The sequence below is a fragment of the Streptomyces sp. NPDC002773 genome (assembly GCF_040295605.1).
Classification (GTDB): Bacteria; Actinomycetota; Actinomycetes; order Streptomycetales; family Streptomycetaceae; genus Streptomyces.
This window is the reverse complement of record NZ_JBEOVO010000012.1, coordinates 64494-79882: the sequence shown is the minus strand read 5'-3', so window position 1 is coordinate 79882 and position 15389 is coordinate 64494. Positions and strand designations below refer to the sequence as shown.

Annotated in this window: 11 protein-coding genes; 8 read left to right on the top strand and 3 right to left on the bottom strand. The window is 72.8% G+C overall.

Annotation, left to right across the window (positions count from 1 at the left end; all coding sequences use genetic code 11):
- Positions 1-191: 191 nt before the first annotated feature.
- Positions 192-3218, top strand: a complete 3027-nt coding sequence (locus tag ABT034_RS17045; RefSeq protein ID WP_351215839.1) for a bifunctional acetate--CoA ligase family protein/GNAT family N-acetyltransferase — start codon at positions 192-194, stop codon at positions 3216-3218.
- On the opposite strand, the gene ABT034_RS17040 is transcribed toward ABT034_RS17045, so the two are convergent.
- A complete protein-coding gene (locus ABT034_RS17040) occupies positions 3212-3448 on the bottom strand; it encodes a DUF6882 domain-containing protein (protein WP_351215837.1) in 237 nt (78 codons plus the stop codon). The two genes, ABT034_RS17045 and ABT034_RS17040, sit on opposite strands and share 7 nt — an antisense overlap.
- A 102-nt stretch (positions 3449-3550) precedes the next feature.
- Between ABT034_RS17040 and ABT034_RS17035 the strand changes: the two genes are divergently transcribed.
- The 3 genes from ABT034_RS17035 to ABT034_RS17025 are packed head-to-tail and all read left to right on the top strand — an operon-like array spanning position 3551 to position 6053.
- The gene (locus tag ABT034_RS17035) at positions 3551-4147 is read left to right on the top strand and encodes a DUF5998 family protein (protein WP_351215835.1); all 597 of its coding nucleotides are present in this window, start codon (positions 3551-3553) and stop codon (positions 4145-4147) included.
- Complete coding sequence (locus tag ABT034_RS17030; RefSeq protein ID WP_351215833.1) at positions 4147-5352, top strand: alkaline phosphatase family protein; 1206 nt, start codon at positions 4147-4149, stop codon at positions 5350-5352. Before ABT034_RS17035 ends, ABT034_RS17030 begins: the two co-directional genes overlap by 1 nt.
- Before the next feature lie 50 nt (positions 5353-5402).
- Positions 5403-6053 carry a thymidine kinase gene (locus tag ABT034_RS17025; RefSeq protein ID WP_351215831.1) on the top strand — a complete coding sequence of 217 codons (651 nt, stop codon included), beginning with the start codon at positions 5403-5405 and terminating at the stop codon, positions 6051-6053.
- A 17-nt stretch (positions 6054-6070) separates the two neighbouring features.
- Here ABT034_RS17025 and ABT034_RS17020 read toward each other — a convergent pair whose 3' ends face one another.
- Positions 6071-7336, bottom strand: coding sequence for a PucR family transcriptional regulator (locus tag ABT034_RS17020; RefSeq protein WP_502972956.1), 1266 nt, complete (start codon positions 7334-7336; stop codon positions 6071-6073).
- Between the two features lie 8 nt (positions 7337-7344).
- Entirely contained in the window at positions 7345-7527 is a 183-nt protein-coding gene (locus tag ABT034_RS17015; RefSeq protein ID WP_351215827.1) for a hypothetical protein, read from the bottom strand.
- A gap of 242 nt (positions 7528-7769) precedes the next feature.
- On the opposite strand from ABT034_RS17015, the gene pgfA reads away from it, so the two are divergent.
- The 4 genes from pgfA (at position 7770) to ABT034_RS16995 (ending at position 15317) form a co-directional block, all read left to right on the top strand.
- Positions 7770-8726, top strand: a complete 957-nt coding sequence (pgfA, locus tag ABT034_RS17010) for a cell envelope lipid trafficking protein PgfA (protein ID WP_351215825.1) — start codon at positions 7770-7772, stop codon at positions 8724-8726.
- A 289-nt stretch (positions 8727-9015) separates the two neighbouring features.
- Entirely contained in the window at positions 9016-10242 is a 1227-nt protein-coding gene (locus tag ABT034_RS17005; protein WP_351215823.1) for a glycosyltransferase family 4 protein, read from the top strand.
- On the top strand, positions 10235-10984 hold the full coding sequence (locus ABT034_RS17000) for a class I SAM-dependent methyltransferase (RefSeq protein ID WP_351215821.1): 750 nt from the start codon (positions 10235-10237) through the stop codon (positions 10982-10984). Before ABT034_RS17005 ends, ABT034_RS17000 begins: the two co-directional genes overlap by 8 nt.
- Before the next feature lie 22 nt (positions 10985-11006).
- Positions 11007-15317: an alpha-(1->3)-arabinofuranosyltransferase domain-containing protein gene (locus ABT034_RS16995; protein WP_351215819.1), complete on the top strand. Its 4311-nt coding sequence runs from the start codon at positions 11007-11009 to the stop codon at positions 15315-15317.
- The last annotated feature ends 72 nt before the right edge of the window (positions 15318-15389 follow it).

Below are 15389 nucleotides of genomic sequence, written 5' to 3'. Positions count from 1 at the left end.
GTTGTCTAGACCAGTCTCTCACGGGATGCTCGGTGCTCGCGCCGACCTCCGGACCGGACCGGGCCGCCTTCCGGCCCGCCCCCGCCGCTCGCGGCGTGCTCACCACCGTGCATGGAGTGCCCCCACCATGCACGGCTCACACCCACCGCGCGACCCGTGCCACCGCCGTGTCGCGGCCGTAGGCTGGCCCCATGCAGAGCGCGTCGGAGCAGTCGGAAGCGGCGGAACACCCGGCACGACCGGCGCGTCCGGTACCACCGGACCACGACTACCCCGACCACTGGGAAGCGGACGTGGTGCTCCGCGACGGCGGCACCGCGCGCATCAGGCCCATCACCGCCGACGACGCCGACCGCCTCGTCAGCTTCTACGAGCAGGTCTCGGACGAGTCGAAGTACTACCGCTTCTTCGCCCCCTACCCCCGGCTCTCCGCCAAGGACGTCCACCGTTTCACCCACCACGACTTCGTGGACCGGGTCGGACTCGCGGCGACGGTGGGCGGCGAGTTCATCGCCACCGTCCGCTACGACCGCATCAACGAGCGCGGACTGCCCGCCTCCGCGCCGGCCGACGAGGCCGAGGTCGCCTTCCTCGTCCAGGACGCCCACCAGGGACGCGGGGTCGCCTCCGCCCTGCTCGAACACATCGCGGCGGTCGCGCGGGAGCGGGACATCCGGCGCTTCGCCGCCGAGGTCCTGCCCGCCAACACCAAGATGATCAAAGTCTTCACGGACGCGGGCTACACCCAGAAGCGCAGCTTCGAGGACGGGTCCGTTCGGCTCCACCTCGACCTCGAACCCACCGACCGCTCCCTCGCCGTCCAGCGCGCACGGGAGCAGCGGGCCGAAGCGCGCTCCGTGCAACGCCTCCTGACCCCCCGGTCGGTCGCCGTCGTCGGAGCCGGGCGCGCCGCCGGCGGTGTCGGCCGCACGGTCCTCCGCAACCTCCTCGGGGCCGGCTTCAGCGGACGCGTGTACGCGGTCAACGCCGCGCTCGCCGGGAGCGCCGGCGGCGACGGCGCGGCCGCGGAGTTCGACGGAGTCCCCGCGTACCCCTCCGTCGGCGCCATCGGGCAGACCGTCGACCTCGCGATCGTCGCCGTCCCCGCCGAACGGGTGCCGGAGGCCGTCGCGGACTGCGGCGAGCACGGCGTACGGGGCCTCGTCGTCCTCTCCGCCGGATACGCGGAGAGCGGGGCCGACGGCCGCGAGAGGCAGCGCCAGCTCGTCCGTCAGGCTCGCTCGTACGGGATGCGGATCATCGGCCCCAACGCCTTCGGGATCATCAACACCGCCGCCGACGTCTCGCTCAACGCCTCCCTCGCACCGCAGATGCCGGCCGCCGGGCGCATCGGACTCTTCACCCAGTCCGGCGCGATCGGCATCGCCCTCCTCGCCGGTCTGCACCGGCGGGGCGCGGGCCTGTCCTCCTTCATCTCGGCCGGCAACCGCGCCGACGTCTCCGGCAACGACTTCCTCCAGCACTGGTACGACGACCCCGGGACCGATGTCGTCCTCCTCTACCTGGAGTCGATCGGCAACCCCCGGAAGTTCACCCGGCTGGCCCGCCGCACCGCCGCCGTCAAGCCGGTCGTCGTCGTCAAGGGCGCCCGGCACAGCGGCAGCGCCCCGCCCGGCCACCGGGTGCCGGTCACCCGCATCCCGCACGCCACGGTCTCGGCCCTGCTCCGCCAGGCCGGGGTCATCCGCGTCGACACGGTCACCGAACTCGTGGACGCGGGGCTGCTCCTGGCCGCCCAGCCACTGCCGGCCGGGCCCCGGGTCGCGATCCTCGGCAACTCCGAGTCGCTCGGCCTCCTCACGTACGACGCCTGTCTGACGGAGGGGCTGCGCCCGTTGCGGCCGCTCGACCTGACGACGGCGGCGGAACCGGCGGACTTCCGGGACGCGCTGGCGGCGGCGCTCGCGGACGAGACCTCCGACGCGGTCGTCGTCAACGCGATCCCCTGGGTCGGCGAGAACGGCGCCACCGAGTTCGGCGACGGGGAGGTCCTCGCCGCCTCCCTCCGCGAGGCGGTCGCCTCGGCCCAGGCCCCGACGAAGCCGGTCGTCGTCGTGCACGTGGAGATGGGCGGCCTCGCGGAGGCCCTCGCGATCGCGACGAGCACGCGACCGGCGGCGCAGGGGAAGGGAGGGGGCGGCGTCGGTACGGGGCCGGGGGCCGGACTCCGGCCCACGGGAACGGAGGCACAGAGCAGCCCTGCGGCGCTCCCGGCCGAGCCCCGGCCGGGAACGGCGCACGGAGCCGCGGGCGCAGCCGAAACGGTCGGCACCGGGGGCACCGGAGCCACGACAAGCCCCACCGCCCCCACAAGCCCCACCACCCTCACCATCCCCGCCTACCCCGCCGCCGAGCGGGCCGTGCGGGCGCTGGCCGAAGCCGTGCGGTACGGGCAGTGGCGGCGGCTGGCGGCCGAGCCCGGACGCGTACCCGAGTACGAGGACATCGACGAGGCAGGGGCCGCCGCGCTCATCGAGCGGGTGCTCGGCGGCGAGGAGGCCGACCCCCGGGGGGTGACCCTCGACACCGCGCAGGCGGGAGAGCTGCTCGCGCGGTACGGGATCGCCGTCCTGCCGACCCTGCCCGCGCCCACGCCCGACGCCGCCGTCGCGGCCGCCGGCCGGCTCGGCTACCCGGTCGCCCTCAAGACGACCGCGCCGCACCTCCGCCACCGCCCCGACCTCGGTGGCGTACGGCTCGACCTGGCGTCCGAGGAACAGCTGCGCACGGCGTACGCCGAGCTGACCGAGGTCCTCGGCAAGCCCGAGGAGCTCCAGCCGGTCGTGCAGGCCATGGTGCCGAGGGGCGTCGACACGGTCGTACGGTCCGCCATCGACCCGGCCGTCGGCGCCGTCCTCTCCTTCGGCCTCTCCGGCGCCGCGTCCGAGCTGCTCGGCGACACCACCCACCGCCTGGTTCCGGCCACGGACCGGGACGTCGCCGAACTCGTCCGTTCCCTCCGTACCGCCCCGCTGCTCTTCGGCTGGCGCGGCTCGGCCCCCGTCGACACCCCGGCCCTGGAGGAAGTCCTCCTCCGGGTCTCCCGGCTCGTCGACGACCATCCCGAGGTGGTCGCCGTCTCCCTGGAGCCGGTGGTCGTGGCACCACGCGGCCTCTCCGTCCTCGGCGCCACCGTCCGGCTTGCCCCGCCTGCACCCCGCACCGACCTCGGGCCGCGCAGCCTGCCGAGCTACTGAAGCGCCTGGGGCCCCGGCTTCCCGGCCGGGACTAGGTGCCGCACCCCGCGGGCGTCGCGGCTCATGTCCGGGAGGATGCTCTCGTTCGCCCAGGCCCACAGCCAGGAGCCGGCCCCGGGGCTGGAACTGGCGAGGATCTGCGCGGGCGCCGCCGCCGTCCTGTCAGGGAAGGTCCGTGCTCCGGCACTCCGCCCACGGGCCCCGCACGACGGTCTACGGAAAGGCGTCACCGGCCCGGATGGAGTCCGATGTCACAGCCCCGGCGCTCTCGAACGGCCCGGCCCCCTCGCAATCGGCCAAGCCGTCCTTACATACGGATTAGGATGGAGTCCATGGCGAAGACCGGTACGACGACCCAGGGGCTGCGCGCGGCGATCGAGCGCAGCGGCTACTACCCGGCCCTCGTGGCCGAGGCGGTGGAGGCCGCTGTCGGCGGCGAGGCCGTCGCGTCGTACGTGGTGCACCAGGAGACCACCTTCGACGCGAACGAGGTCCGGCGCCACGTCACCGTCCTCGTCCTGACGCCGCACCGCTTCATCGTCAGCCACACCGACGAGCAGGCCGCCGACACCAGCTCCCCGACCCCGTACGCCACGACGTCCACCGAGTCCGTGAAGCTCGACCGGATCTCGTCCGTCGTCGTCAGCCGCGTGGTCGCCAACCCGGAGTCGTACACGCCGGGCACGCTGCCCCGCGAGGTGGTCCTCACCATCGGCTGGGGTGCCGTCTCCCGGATCGACCTGGAGCCCGCCGCCTGCGGCGACTCCAACTGCGACGCCGACCACGGCTACACGGGCAACGCCACCGCCGACGACCTCAGCCTGCGCGTCAGCGAGGCCGGGGACGGACCGGACACCGTCCGGCAGACCCTCGTCTTCGCCCAGGCCCTCTCCGAAGCCATCGCGGCCACCGCCGCCCCCGCCCGCTGATGGTGCAGCCCGCCGTAGCGAACCACGGCTGGCCCGACGATCCGGTCCCGCTCGCCCCGGTGACCGCCCCGGTCCCCGAGTACACCTCCGGCTCCCTCGCCGACCTGCTGCCGACGCTCGTCGCCGGCCAGGGCGTGCCCGGTTTCACGCCCCGGATCGCGGAGCTGGCCCCGGCCGACCGGAACTGCCTGTTCCTGATCGACGGGCTCGGCTGGGAGCAGATCAAGGCCCACCCGGACGAGGCCCCCTATCTGACCTCGCTCCTCGGCTCCTCGCGCGGCGGCACCGGCCGCCCCGTCACCGCCGGCTTCCCCGCCACCACGGCGACCTCGCTGGCCTCCGTCGGCACCGGCCGCTACCCCGGTACGCACGGGCTGCCCGGCTACACCGTGCGCGATCCCGCGACCGGCCTGCTGATGAACCAGCTGCGCTGGAAGCCCTGGACGGCGCCGCACGTCTGGCAGCCGTACCCCACCGTCTTCCAGCTCGCGCACGAGGCCGGGATCCACACCGCCCAGGTGTCCTCCCCGATCTTCGAGCAGACCCCGCTCACCAAGGTCGCGCTCAGCGGCGGAGCGTTCCACGGGCGGCTCTCCGGCGAGGAGCGCATGGACTTCTCGGCCGAGCAGCTCGCCGCTGGTGACCGCTCGCTCGTCTACACGTACTACAGCGAACTCGACGGCGCCGGACACCGCTTCGGCATCGACTCCGACGCCTGGCGCGGTCAGCTGATGTTCGTCGACCGGCTCGTGCAGCGGCTCGCCGAGCAGCTGCCGCCCCGCTCCGCCCTGTACGTCACGGCGGACCACGGCATGGTCGACATCCCCTTCGACGAGCAGCACCGCATCGACTTCGACGAGGACTGGGAGCTGCGCGCGGGCGTCGCCCTCCTCGGCGGCGAGGGGCGGGCCCGCCACGTCTACGCCGTGCCCGGCGCGGAGGCGGACGTCCTCACCTGCTGGCGCGAGGTGATCGGTGAGCAGTTCTGGGTGGCGAGCCGCGACGAGGCCATCTCCCTGGGCTGGTTCGGCGACGAGATCGACGAGCGGGTGTACGGCCGGATCGGTGACGTCGTCGCCGCGGCCCACGACGACGTGGCGATCACCGCCTCCGTCAACGAGCCCCACGAGTCCGCGATGGTCGGCATGCACGGGTCGATGACCCCCGCGGAGCAGCTCGTCCCGCTGCTCGAAGTCCGTTCCTGAGCACCGTTCCCCGTCCTCCCCTCCCACGACCCGAAAGGTCCCGACCCGTCATGCCCGAGCTGGTCTTCTTCTCCGGAACCATGGACTGCGGGAAGAGCACATTGGCACTTCAGATCGGGCACAACCGGTCGGCTCGCGGGCTTCAAGGCGTGATCTTCACCCGTGACGACAGGGCGGGCGAGGGCAAGCTCTCCTCCCGGCTCGGCCTCGTCACGGAGGCGGTCGAGGCCGGCGAGGGCATGGACCTGTACGCCTACCTGGTGGGCCAGCTCTCCCAGGGCGGCAAGGCCGACTACGTGATCGTGGACGAGGCGCAGTTCCTCGGGCCGGAACAGATCGACCAGCTCGCCCGTATCGTCGACGACCTCGGCCTGGACGTCTTCGCCTTCGGCATCACCACCGACTTCCGGACGAAGCTCTTCCCCGGCTCGCAACGGCTGATCGAGCTGGCGGACCGGATAGAGCAGCTCCAGGTCGAGGCGCTGTGCTGGTGCGGTGCACGGGCCACGCACAACGCCCGTACGGTGGACGGGGAGATGGTCGTCGAGGGTGAGCAGGTCGTGGTCGGGGACGTGAACCGGCCGTCGGGGCAGGTCGGTTACGAGGTCCTCTGCCGCCGCCATCACCGCCGCCGCATGACCTCGGCCTCGTCCCGCGCCGGCGCGCTGTCCCCGGACGTCCTCCCGGTCAACCACACCTGACGGCCACCGCCCGGGGGTCAGTCGGGCGGTGGGGCGAGATCTCCGCGCAGCCGCCGGGTGCGGAGCGCCAGTTCCAGTTCGAAGCGGCGGTCCGGGTCGTCCAGGTCGTCACCCCACAGCTCACGGAGCTGCCTCAACCGGTAGCGCACGGTCTGCGGATGGACCCCGAGCCGGGCGGCCACCTCGGGGGCGCCACCCCGCGTCTCCAGCCAGGCGAGCAGGGTCTCGGCGAGCCGGTGGGCGTGCGCCGGGCCGCCGGCCTCGTCGAGCCGCGCGAGCCGCCGCCGCGCGAGATCGTCGATCAGCTCACCGGCGGGCAGCAGCACCAGGGCTTCGACGTGCTCGCCGCAGTGCAGGACCCGCCCCCGGGGCAGCAGACCCTGCTCGATCATCCGGACGGCGGCCTCGGCCCAGCGCAGTGACGTGGCGGCCTCCGTCAGCGGTACCGACGGGCCGATCGCCCCGGACCAGCCGGCCACCGCCCGGTGCAGCAGCTCCGCCCGTCCGGGGGCGTCCGGGTCCGGTACGACCAGACGGGGCTGCGCGCCCTCCATGTCGAGCAGCATCTCGTCCCCCACGGCGGGAGCGACGGCCTCCTGGGCAGGGCGGAGCAGCACCGCTACCGCGACCTTCCCCGGTAGCTGCCAGCCCAGGCCGGCCGCGCGGTCGGCGATCAGGGCGGACGGATCCGTGCGGTGCTCGGTGAGCAGGAGGTCGACGAGGAGCCGTTGCAGACGCAGCCGTTCCCCGGCCTGGCGGGCGACGGCCTCGGCGTAGCCGCGTACCGACTGGGCCACCATGACGTCGAGGTACTCGAACGCGGACTCGGCGAGTTCGTACATGGCCGAGGGCGGGATGTCGGCCTGCTGGCCGATCTCCGCCATGCGCCGCCAGGAGAGGCGCACGCCCAGCCGGTAGATCCCTTGCAGGGAGTCCAGGCTGCGCCCCTGCGAGACCTCGCCGCGCCCGAAGTCCCGGAACAGCTCCGGGAGGGTGCGCGGCCGGGCCGAGCCCGTGGCCATCTGTTCCACGAACAGCTCAAGCGCGTGCCGGATCGCCACCAGGGCCTTCGGCTCTCCGGACTCGTCGGGGAGCAGCACCAGACCCGGATACTCCCGCCGGATCGCGGCGAGGATGTCCTGTGCCAGTTCGGGGACCTGCTCCAGGGCGCGGTCGGCGAACTGCTGGATCCGTTCCCGTGGCACGTCGTGCCACGCTGACGACGCTTCCACCGCACCGCTCCCGGGTGTCGGGTCCCTACGTGTTCGCGCTGTGGGCTGCATGTTCCAACCTAGCCCGCGCCGGAGCCCGCCGTGCTGGACGTGCCGTCCGCGGGCGGTTCGGGGAACGTGACGAGCGGCACATTCTGCTGCTCGGGTGTGGCGTCGAGGGCGGTGACGATTCCGTAGGCGGCGCCTGTGGCCAGGAGGGCGGAGGCGGCGCAGGTCAGGAAGGCGGCGAGCAGTCTGGGCATGGGGATGATCGGCCTCTCGTTCGTCGAGGTCTGTCACCCAGCGCGCCGGCCCGGTCCGGCGCGGCCAGTATGGGAGGCGCATTGACAGATGGTCAAGGGCCGCCTAATTTCGCGGTCCACAGTCACTGTTACTGCCGGGTATCCATTCTTGCCTTGCCCCGGACAGGCTGCACCCGTGTGTGTGCCCCCTTCCCACACGGCCCACGAGCCCCCGCACGTCGCGCCCGTATCGGAGTACCCGCATGCGTCGTTCCATATCGCCTTCCTCCCTGATCCTGCTGGGTCTCGGAGTCTTCCTGCTGGTGTTCACCCAGCTGCTGACCTGGTACGTCGAGCCACGTGCCAAGCGCACACCGACCGATGTGAACTCCACGACGGTCTTCACCGGGCCGGGCAGCTACTTCGACACCGGGTCCGTCTCCACGGTGGAAGGCCAGACGATCACGATCACCCGCCGGGTGCTGGGAGACGTCGCGGGCGGTGAGCGCAGCGGAAACGCCATCTGGGACGTGTCCACGCAGATCGACTCGCCGAAGTCGCTGGCCCTCGGCGACCCGCGGAAGTCCCTGCAGTGGACCACCGAACGCTGGGTGACCGACCGCCGGACGAACCTGCCGGTGCGCTGCTGCGACGAGAAGCCCGCGTTCGAGGGCGAGGCCTATCTGAAGTTCCCGTTCGGCGTCGAGAAGCGCGCCTACTCCTGGTGGGACAGCACCCTGGGGGCCACCGTGCCGCTGGAGTTCCAGGAGGTCATCAGGGCCGACGGGCGCGAGAACTACCGCTTCGCCGGGAGCGTCAAGGCCACCCAGACCGGTACCCGGCTGGTGCCCGGCGTGCTGGTGGGCAGCTCGAAGCCGGGCCAGGTGCTGGCGGAGGAGTGGTACTCCAACGCGAGGATCGAGCTGACCGTGGACCAGCGCACGGGGCGGATCACGAACGCGCTGATCGCGCCGAAGAAGACGCTGCGGGCCCCGGGTTCACCGAAGGACGCGGTCACGCTGCTGGCCAGCGAGGGGCTGGAGTTCACGGAGCAGACCCGGCGTGAGCAGGCCGAGCTGGCCTCCGCGGACAGCAGCCGGCTGAAGCTGCTCGGTGAGACCGCGCCCGTCGTGGGCGGCCTCGTGGGCGGTCTGCTCGCCGTCGCCGGTGCCGTACTGCTGATTCGCGGCCCCCGGCGGGCCGAACACTCAACTGAGTGAGTGAAACGGGGTCGCCAGAAGTCCCGAAATTGTCATAGGCGTGAGTAGCCGGAACGAATCCTTGAACGAACACTGATGTTACCCCGCGGTAAGACAAACGTTTCCTTCTGTGTCGGCTGCCGTCCCCGGCAGCCCGCCACCGCGGCCGCAGTGCCCGACCACCCGTAGCGCCCGCTCACCCGTAGTGCCCGACCCACCCGCAGTACCTGCCAGCCCAGCGCTTCATCCCCGGAAGCCCGGCACACCCTCATGCGTTTTCCACCCGCAGCCGCCGAGTTGGAGCACCTCTATGCCCCAGCGCTCGTCCGCTCTGGCCCCGGGCCAGAAGGACTCCCGTTCCGTCCCCGTGCAAGCCCGTACCACCGGCAACGCCACCGACCGGCTCGCCCCCGAGACCCACGTCCCGTCCTTCGGGGCTCCCGCGCCGCGTCGGATCACCTTCCTCGCCCGCCGCGACCTGGCCAACCAGGCCGCGGGCGGCTCAGAACTGCTCATCGACCGGATAGCCGACGGTCTGACCACCGACGGCCATGAGGTCACGCTCGTGTGCGGCGGCCCGGCAGCCTCCCGCGGCTACCGGGTGGTCTCCGCGGGAGGCGACGCCAGTCACTTCCCGCGCGCCAAGGCGACCTTCGCCCGTGAGGTCGGCACCTGCGACCTGCTGGTCGAGGTGTGCAACGGCATGCCGTACCTGGCCCCGCTGTGGCACCGCGGAGCGACGTTGTGCCTGGTCAACCACGTGCACACGGATCTCTGGCAGATGCGCTACCCGGGCCCGGCCGCACGGCTCGGCCGCAGGCTGGAGCACTGGGCCCTGACCGGCATCCACCGGGACAACCTGATGGTGGCCGTCTCCGAGTCGACCGCCTCCGAGCTGCGCGACATCGGCGTGGCGGCGGACCGCATCCGGATCGTCAACAACGGTGTCGAAGAACCCGGCCCCCTGCTGCCCGAGGCGAAGGAACCGCTGTTCCTCGCCGTCGGCCGGCTGGTCGAGTACAAGCGCATCGATCTGCTCCTCCGGCTGTGGGAGCGGGTGCGTCCCGTCACCGGTGGCCGACTCGTCATCGTGGGCGACGGCCCCGAACGGGAACGGCTCGAAGCGATGGCCGGCCCCGGCGTGACGTTCGCCGGCCGGGTGTCCGAAGCCGAGAAGCACCGCCTGATGTGCGAGGCGTGGCTGCTGCTGCACCCCTCCCTCGTCGAGGGCTGGGGGCTCGTCGTCACCGAGGCCGCCGCGCGGGCCACCCCCGCGATCGGCTTCGACATACCCGGCCTGCGCGACTCCATCGAGGACGGCGAGACCGGGGTGCTCGCCCGGGGCGAGAGTGCGTTCGCCGCCGCGTGGTGCACCCTGTCCCTCAGCACCGAGCGGCGCGCGGCCATGGGGCGTGCCGCCGCCCAGCGCGCCCAGCACTTCCGCTGGAGCGCGACGGTCCGTCAGTTCCAGGCGGTCGCCGCCGAGGCCGCGGCCCGCGCCGCGACCCCCGGACGCCGTGGGAGCGGCCATGGCTGAGACCACGGACCGCGGATTCAAGGATCCGTCGCTGAGGCGATCGGCCGCCCTCTTCCGGGCGTTCATGCGCGAACCCCGCGATCCCGAGCGGTGCTACACCCTGCTGGCCCGCGACTCGGTCGCACAGGTGGCACGCCATGTCGACCTGGCCGGCAAGATCGTCGTCGATGTCGGCGGCGGCAGCGGCCACTTCACCGAGGAGTTCCGCCGCCGTGGCGCGCAGAGCTACCTCTTCGAGCCCGACCCGCGGGAGCTGAGCGCCCGCGGCCGTACCACCGAGGACGCGGTCCTCGCCGACGGATACCTGCTGCCGCTCGCCGACGGCGCCGCGGACGTGTGCTTCTCGTCCAACGTGCTCGAGCACGTGTCGGACCCGCAGACGTTCATCAGCGAGATGGCACGGGTCACCCGCCCCGGCGGACTGATCTACCTGTCGTTCACCAACTGGTTCTCGCCCTGGGGAGGCCACGAGACCGCGCCGTGGCACTACCTCGGGGCCGACCGGGCCCGGGCGCGCTACGAACGGCGCACCGGCCACCCGGCCAAGCACACCCTCGGCGAGAACCTCTTCGCCGTCCACATCGGTCCCACCCTGCGGCACGTCCGCGGTCGCGACGACGTGCAGGTCGTGACAGCGCGGTCTCGTTACTGGCCTTTCCTCGCGAGCACGATCACCCGGGTGCCGGGACTCCGCGAGATCGCCACCTGGAATCTGCTGCTGATTCTCAGGCGAAGCCCATGAGCATGCGAAGCGAGGAACGGTCATGACCACTACGGTCCAGGCACCCACCCGGGTGCCGCAGCCGACGCCGCCGGACGCGTCCGGCGAGCCGCGCGGACGACGCCTGCTGTTCGGCTTCTGGGCCGTCGTGCTGGTGGCGTTCATCGCCGTGTCACCCGGCAAGATGACGTTCGAGACCAAACTCGGCGTCGCCCTCGACCCCTGGCGCTTCCTCGGCGACCTCGGTTCGCTGTGGAACGGGAACGTCGGCCTCGGCGGCATAGCCAACCAGTACGTCGGCTACGCCTTCCCGGCACTTCCCTACTACGCGCTCATGGACCTGGTGCAGGTGCCGGTCTGGCTGGCCGAGCGGCTCTGGCTCTCGATCATCGTGACCGCCGCCTTCTGGGGCGCGCTCAGGCTCGCCGAGCGGCTGCGCGTGGGCACGCCCGGGACCCGCGTCCTCGGCGCCCTGGTCTACGCGCTGTGGCCCACCTTCACGATCGTCATCGGATCGACCTCCGCCGCCGCGCTGCCCGGCGCCCTGCTGCCCTGGGTGCTGCTGCCGCTGACCTCCGCGGAGCTGAGCCCCCGGAAGGCCGCCGCCCGTTCGGCCCTGCTGATCCCCTTCATGGGGGGCGTGAACGCCGCCTCGACCCTGGCCGCGCTGCTGCCCGTCGGCCTGTACCTCCTCAGCCGCCCGCCCGGCCCGCGCCGGCGCGCGCTGCTCACCTGGTGGATACCGGGCGTCGTCCTCGCCACCGTGTGGTGGGTGGTGCCGCTGCTCCTGCTCGGCATGTACGGCGAGAACTTCATGCCGTACGTCGAGCAGGCCGACACCACCACCGCCACCATGTCCGCGACCGAGCTGCTGCGCGGCGCCGGCAACTGGGTGGCCTACCTGAACTTCGGTGAGGCGTGGCTGCCGGCCGGCTGGACCGTCGCGACCTCCGTCATCGCCGTGCTCGGTTCGGCGTTCGCCGCGGCCCTCGGCCTGGCCGGCCTGGCCCGGCGGGACCTGCCGGAGCGCCGCTGGCTGCTGCTGACCGTCCTCGCCGTCGTCCTGATCGCGCTCGCCGGATACGGCGGAGCCGTCGGCGGTCCGTTCCACGGCGCCGTCCAGGACTGGCTGAACGGACCGTTGAAGCCGTTCCGCAACATCTACAAGTTCCAGCCGGGACTCGCCCTCGCGCTCGTCCTCGGACTGACCCATCTGACCGCCGTGCTGTCCGCGAACAGGGGTTCGCGCGCCCTCCGCGCCTTCCACGGCCGCCGCTGGGTGCCCGTGACCGCGGCGGTCCTCGTCCTGCCGGGTCTCGCGCTCCCGTACGTCAACGGCTCGATCCTCCAGCCCGGGGCGTTCACCAAGCTGCCCACCCACTGGGAGAAGGCCGCCGGCTGGCTCAAGGACAACGCCCCCGACAGCCGGGCGCTCGTCGTCCCGGCGACCGCGCACGGCATCTACACCTGGGGTTCCCCCATCGACCAGCCCTTCGACGTGCTGGCCGAGACCCCCTGGGCGCAGCGGGACTTCGTCCCCTTCGGCACTCCCGGAGCACGCCGTATGACGGACGCCGTCGAGCAGGCGCTGCTGTCCGGCGCCGAGGTTCCGGGCCTCCGGGAGTACCTCGTACGGGCCGGCATGCACGCGGTCGTCGTCCGCAACGACCTCGACCCCGACCAGATCGGCTACGTTCCGCCGCAGACGGTGAAGCGGACCCTGGAGTCGTCCGGCTACCGCAAGGTCACCGGGTTCGGCCCGCTGATGACCGGTGGACGCATCGCCGCCGACACCCCGCTCCAGGTGCAGGGGCTCTACGCGCGGCTCCAGGCCGTCGAGATCTACGAGCCGCAGGGCCAGGGCGGGCGGCCCGGCAGGGTCGGTGTCTCGGCCGTGGCCGACACGGCCGTGGTCAGTGGCGGACCCGAGTCGCTGCTCCAGCTGTCCGCCGATCCCTCGATGGCCGGGCGACCGGCCGTACTGGCCGGGGACAGGCTTCCCAAGGGTGTCCTCGCACCGGTGAAGGCGGTCGCGGACGGGCTGCGCCGCGCCGACACCCGGTTCGGCCTGGTCAACAACAACACCTCGTACACCTACACCGCGGACGAGCGGAACCACTCCGGCAGCATGCAGAACCCGGGTGAGGAGCCCAAGCAGATCCTGCCGTCGGAGGGCACCGAACACCAGACGACGGCCGTGCTGCGCGGCGCCGAGTCCGTGACGGCCTCCAGCAGCGGCAACTGGCTGTTCCACCTGCCGCAGTACGACCCGGTCAACGCCTTCGACGGCAACCGGGACACCGCGTGGGCCGAGGGCACCCTGGGCAAGCCGGTCGGACAGTGGCTCCGGGTGGTCTTCTCCCGGCCGACCGACATCCCGGCCTCCCTCCAGCTGACGCCCCTGCCGGGCGACGCGATGCGCGCGGCGCCCACGCAGGTGCGGATCGAGACCGACCGCGGTTCGGCCGACAGCCCCCTGCAGACGAACGGCCTGCCGCAGACCGTCAAGGCTCCCGCCGGCGAGGCCTCCTGGATGAAGATCACCGTCCTCGCCGCGCAGCAGGCGCGTCCGAGCCTCTCCGGGGCCGGATTCTCCGAGGTCTCGATCCCGGGCGTGCAGGTGACGCGCATGCTGGTGCTGCCCGCCGACGCGGAGCAGACCGACGCGGCGGCGACCGTGTACTCCCTGCACCGCGGTACCGACGCGGGCGGCCTGTCGCCCGCCTCGGCCGAGGTGGGACTGCACCGGCAGTTCAGCACCGAGGAGTCGGGCGAGTACCGGGTGTCGGCGCGAGCCGTCGCCCTGCCCGGCGGCGCGCTGGACGAACTGCTCGACCGTACGGCCCCCGGATCGAAGAACCGGCTGACGGCCGCCGTGGACTCCACCAGCCGCAACGGCACGTCGCTCGGCGCCCGCAACCTGGTCGACGGTGATCTGACGACCGCCTGGATCGCGGGCGACCGACCGGTCGTCCACCTGAGCTGGCCCGGCATGAAGAAGATCGACGAGGTCATCCTCGCGCCGGCGGGCGGGGTGTCCACCCGGCCCGAGCAGGTGATGATCAGCTCCCCGCACGGTGCCGCGGTGGCCGACGTGGACGAGAACGGCCGGGTCCGCTTCCCGGAGATCGAGACGAACCGGCTCGACATCACCATCACCCGGGTCGCGCCGCTCACCGTCCACAACCCGGTGGCGAACGCGCAGGTGCAGCTCCCCGTCGGGCTGAGCGAGGTACACGTCCCCGCCCTGGCCGATCTGCGGGTGCCGCGGCCGAAGCCGTCCGCGCGCTTCTCGCTGCCGTGCGGCGAGGGCCCCGACCTCGCCGTGGGCGGCGTCCTGCACAAGACGAAGGCCTCCGGACTCGTCCGGGACCTCACCGAGCGGCGCCCCGTCACCGTCACCCTGTGCGCGGGCGAGGAGAAGGACGGCACGCTGGAGCTGCCGTCCGGCGATCACGAGGTGGAGGCGGCTGACGCCGGCCCGCTGACGATCACCGACGTCACCCTGACCCGCGGCACCCCGCAGGCACTGGCGGGAGCGGCGGGGCGTGAGGCCACCGTCACCAGGTGGGCCGACGACAGCCGGACCGTCTCGGTCTCTGCGGGCGATGGCGAGGCCGCCTACCTGCGGACCTACGAGAACGCCAACGACGGCTGGAAGGCCACCCTCGACGGCACGGAGCTCGAGTCGGTGCGCCTCGACGGCTGGCAGCAGGCCTGGGTGATCCCGGCCGGCGCGTCCGGCACGGTGACCATGGAGTTCGAGCCCTCCGGTTCGTACCGAGCAGCTCTGATCGGCGGTGCGTTCGCGCTCGTCGCCCTGGCCGCCCTGGCCTTCGTGGGCCGCCGGCGCGACGACGGTGGCGCCGCCGAGGAGAAGCTGCCCGCACCTGCGGCCCCGGGGATGCTCCTCGGAACGCTCGCGCTGACCGCGGTCGTCGCGGTGGTGGCGGGGCCGTGGGCCCTGATCGTCCCCGTACTCGCCGTGGCGGCGCGGCTCCGGCCGGGCGTGCTGGTGCCGACAGCGGCGGTGGCGATGGCCGGCGCCGGACTCGTCGCGGCCCTCGGCGCCGGGGAGCCGGTCGCCGACGGGGAAGGTGCGTTCAGCGGCCTGGCGCAGGTGCTCACGCTGGTGGCCCTGTCCGCCGCCCTGGTGACGGCGGTGAGGCCGACGGCCGCGACCGCCGGGCGCGGGGATGACGACGGGCGGGAAGGCGACGACGGTCGTGCGGGCGACGGCGGTTCCGCCGCGCCGGAGGCCGGACCGGTGGTCACGGCCAGGCCCCGCAGCACCGGCGAAGGGCACCGGCCCGAGCAGCCCCTCTGGCGGCCGGAGAGCGGCGGCCCTTCGTGACCGAGCCGTGGACCGCCGCCGGGAGGGGGACCTCCACCCCTCCCGGCGCGGTCCGGATCCCCTTTCCGACCG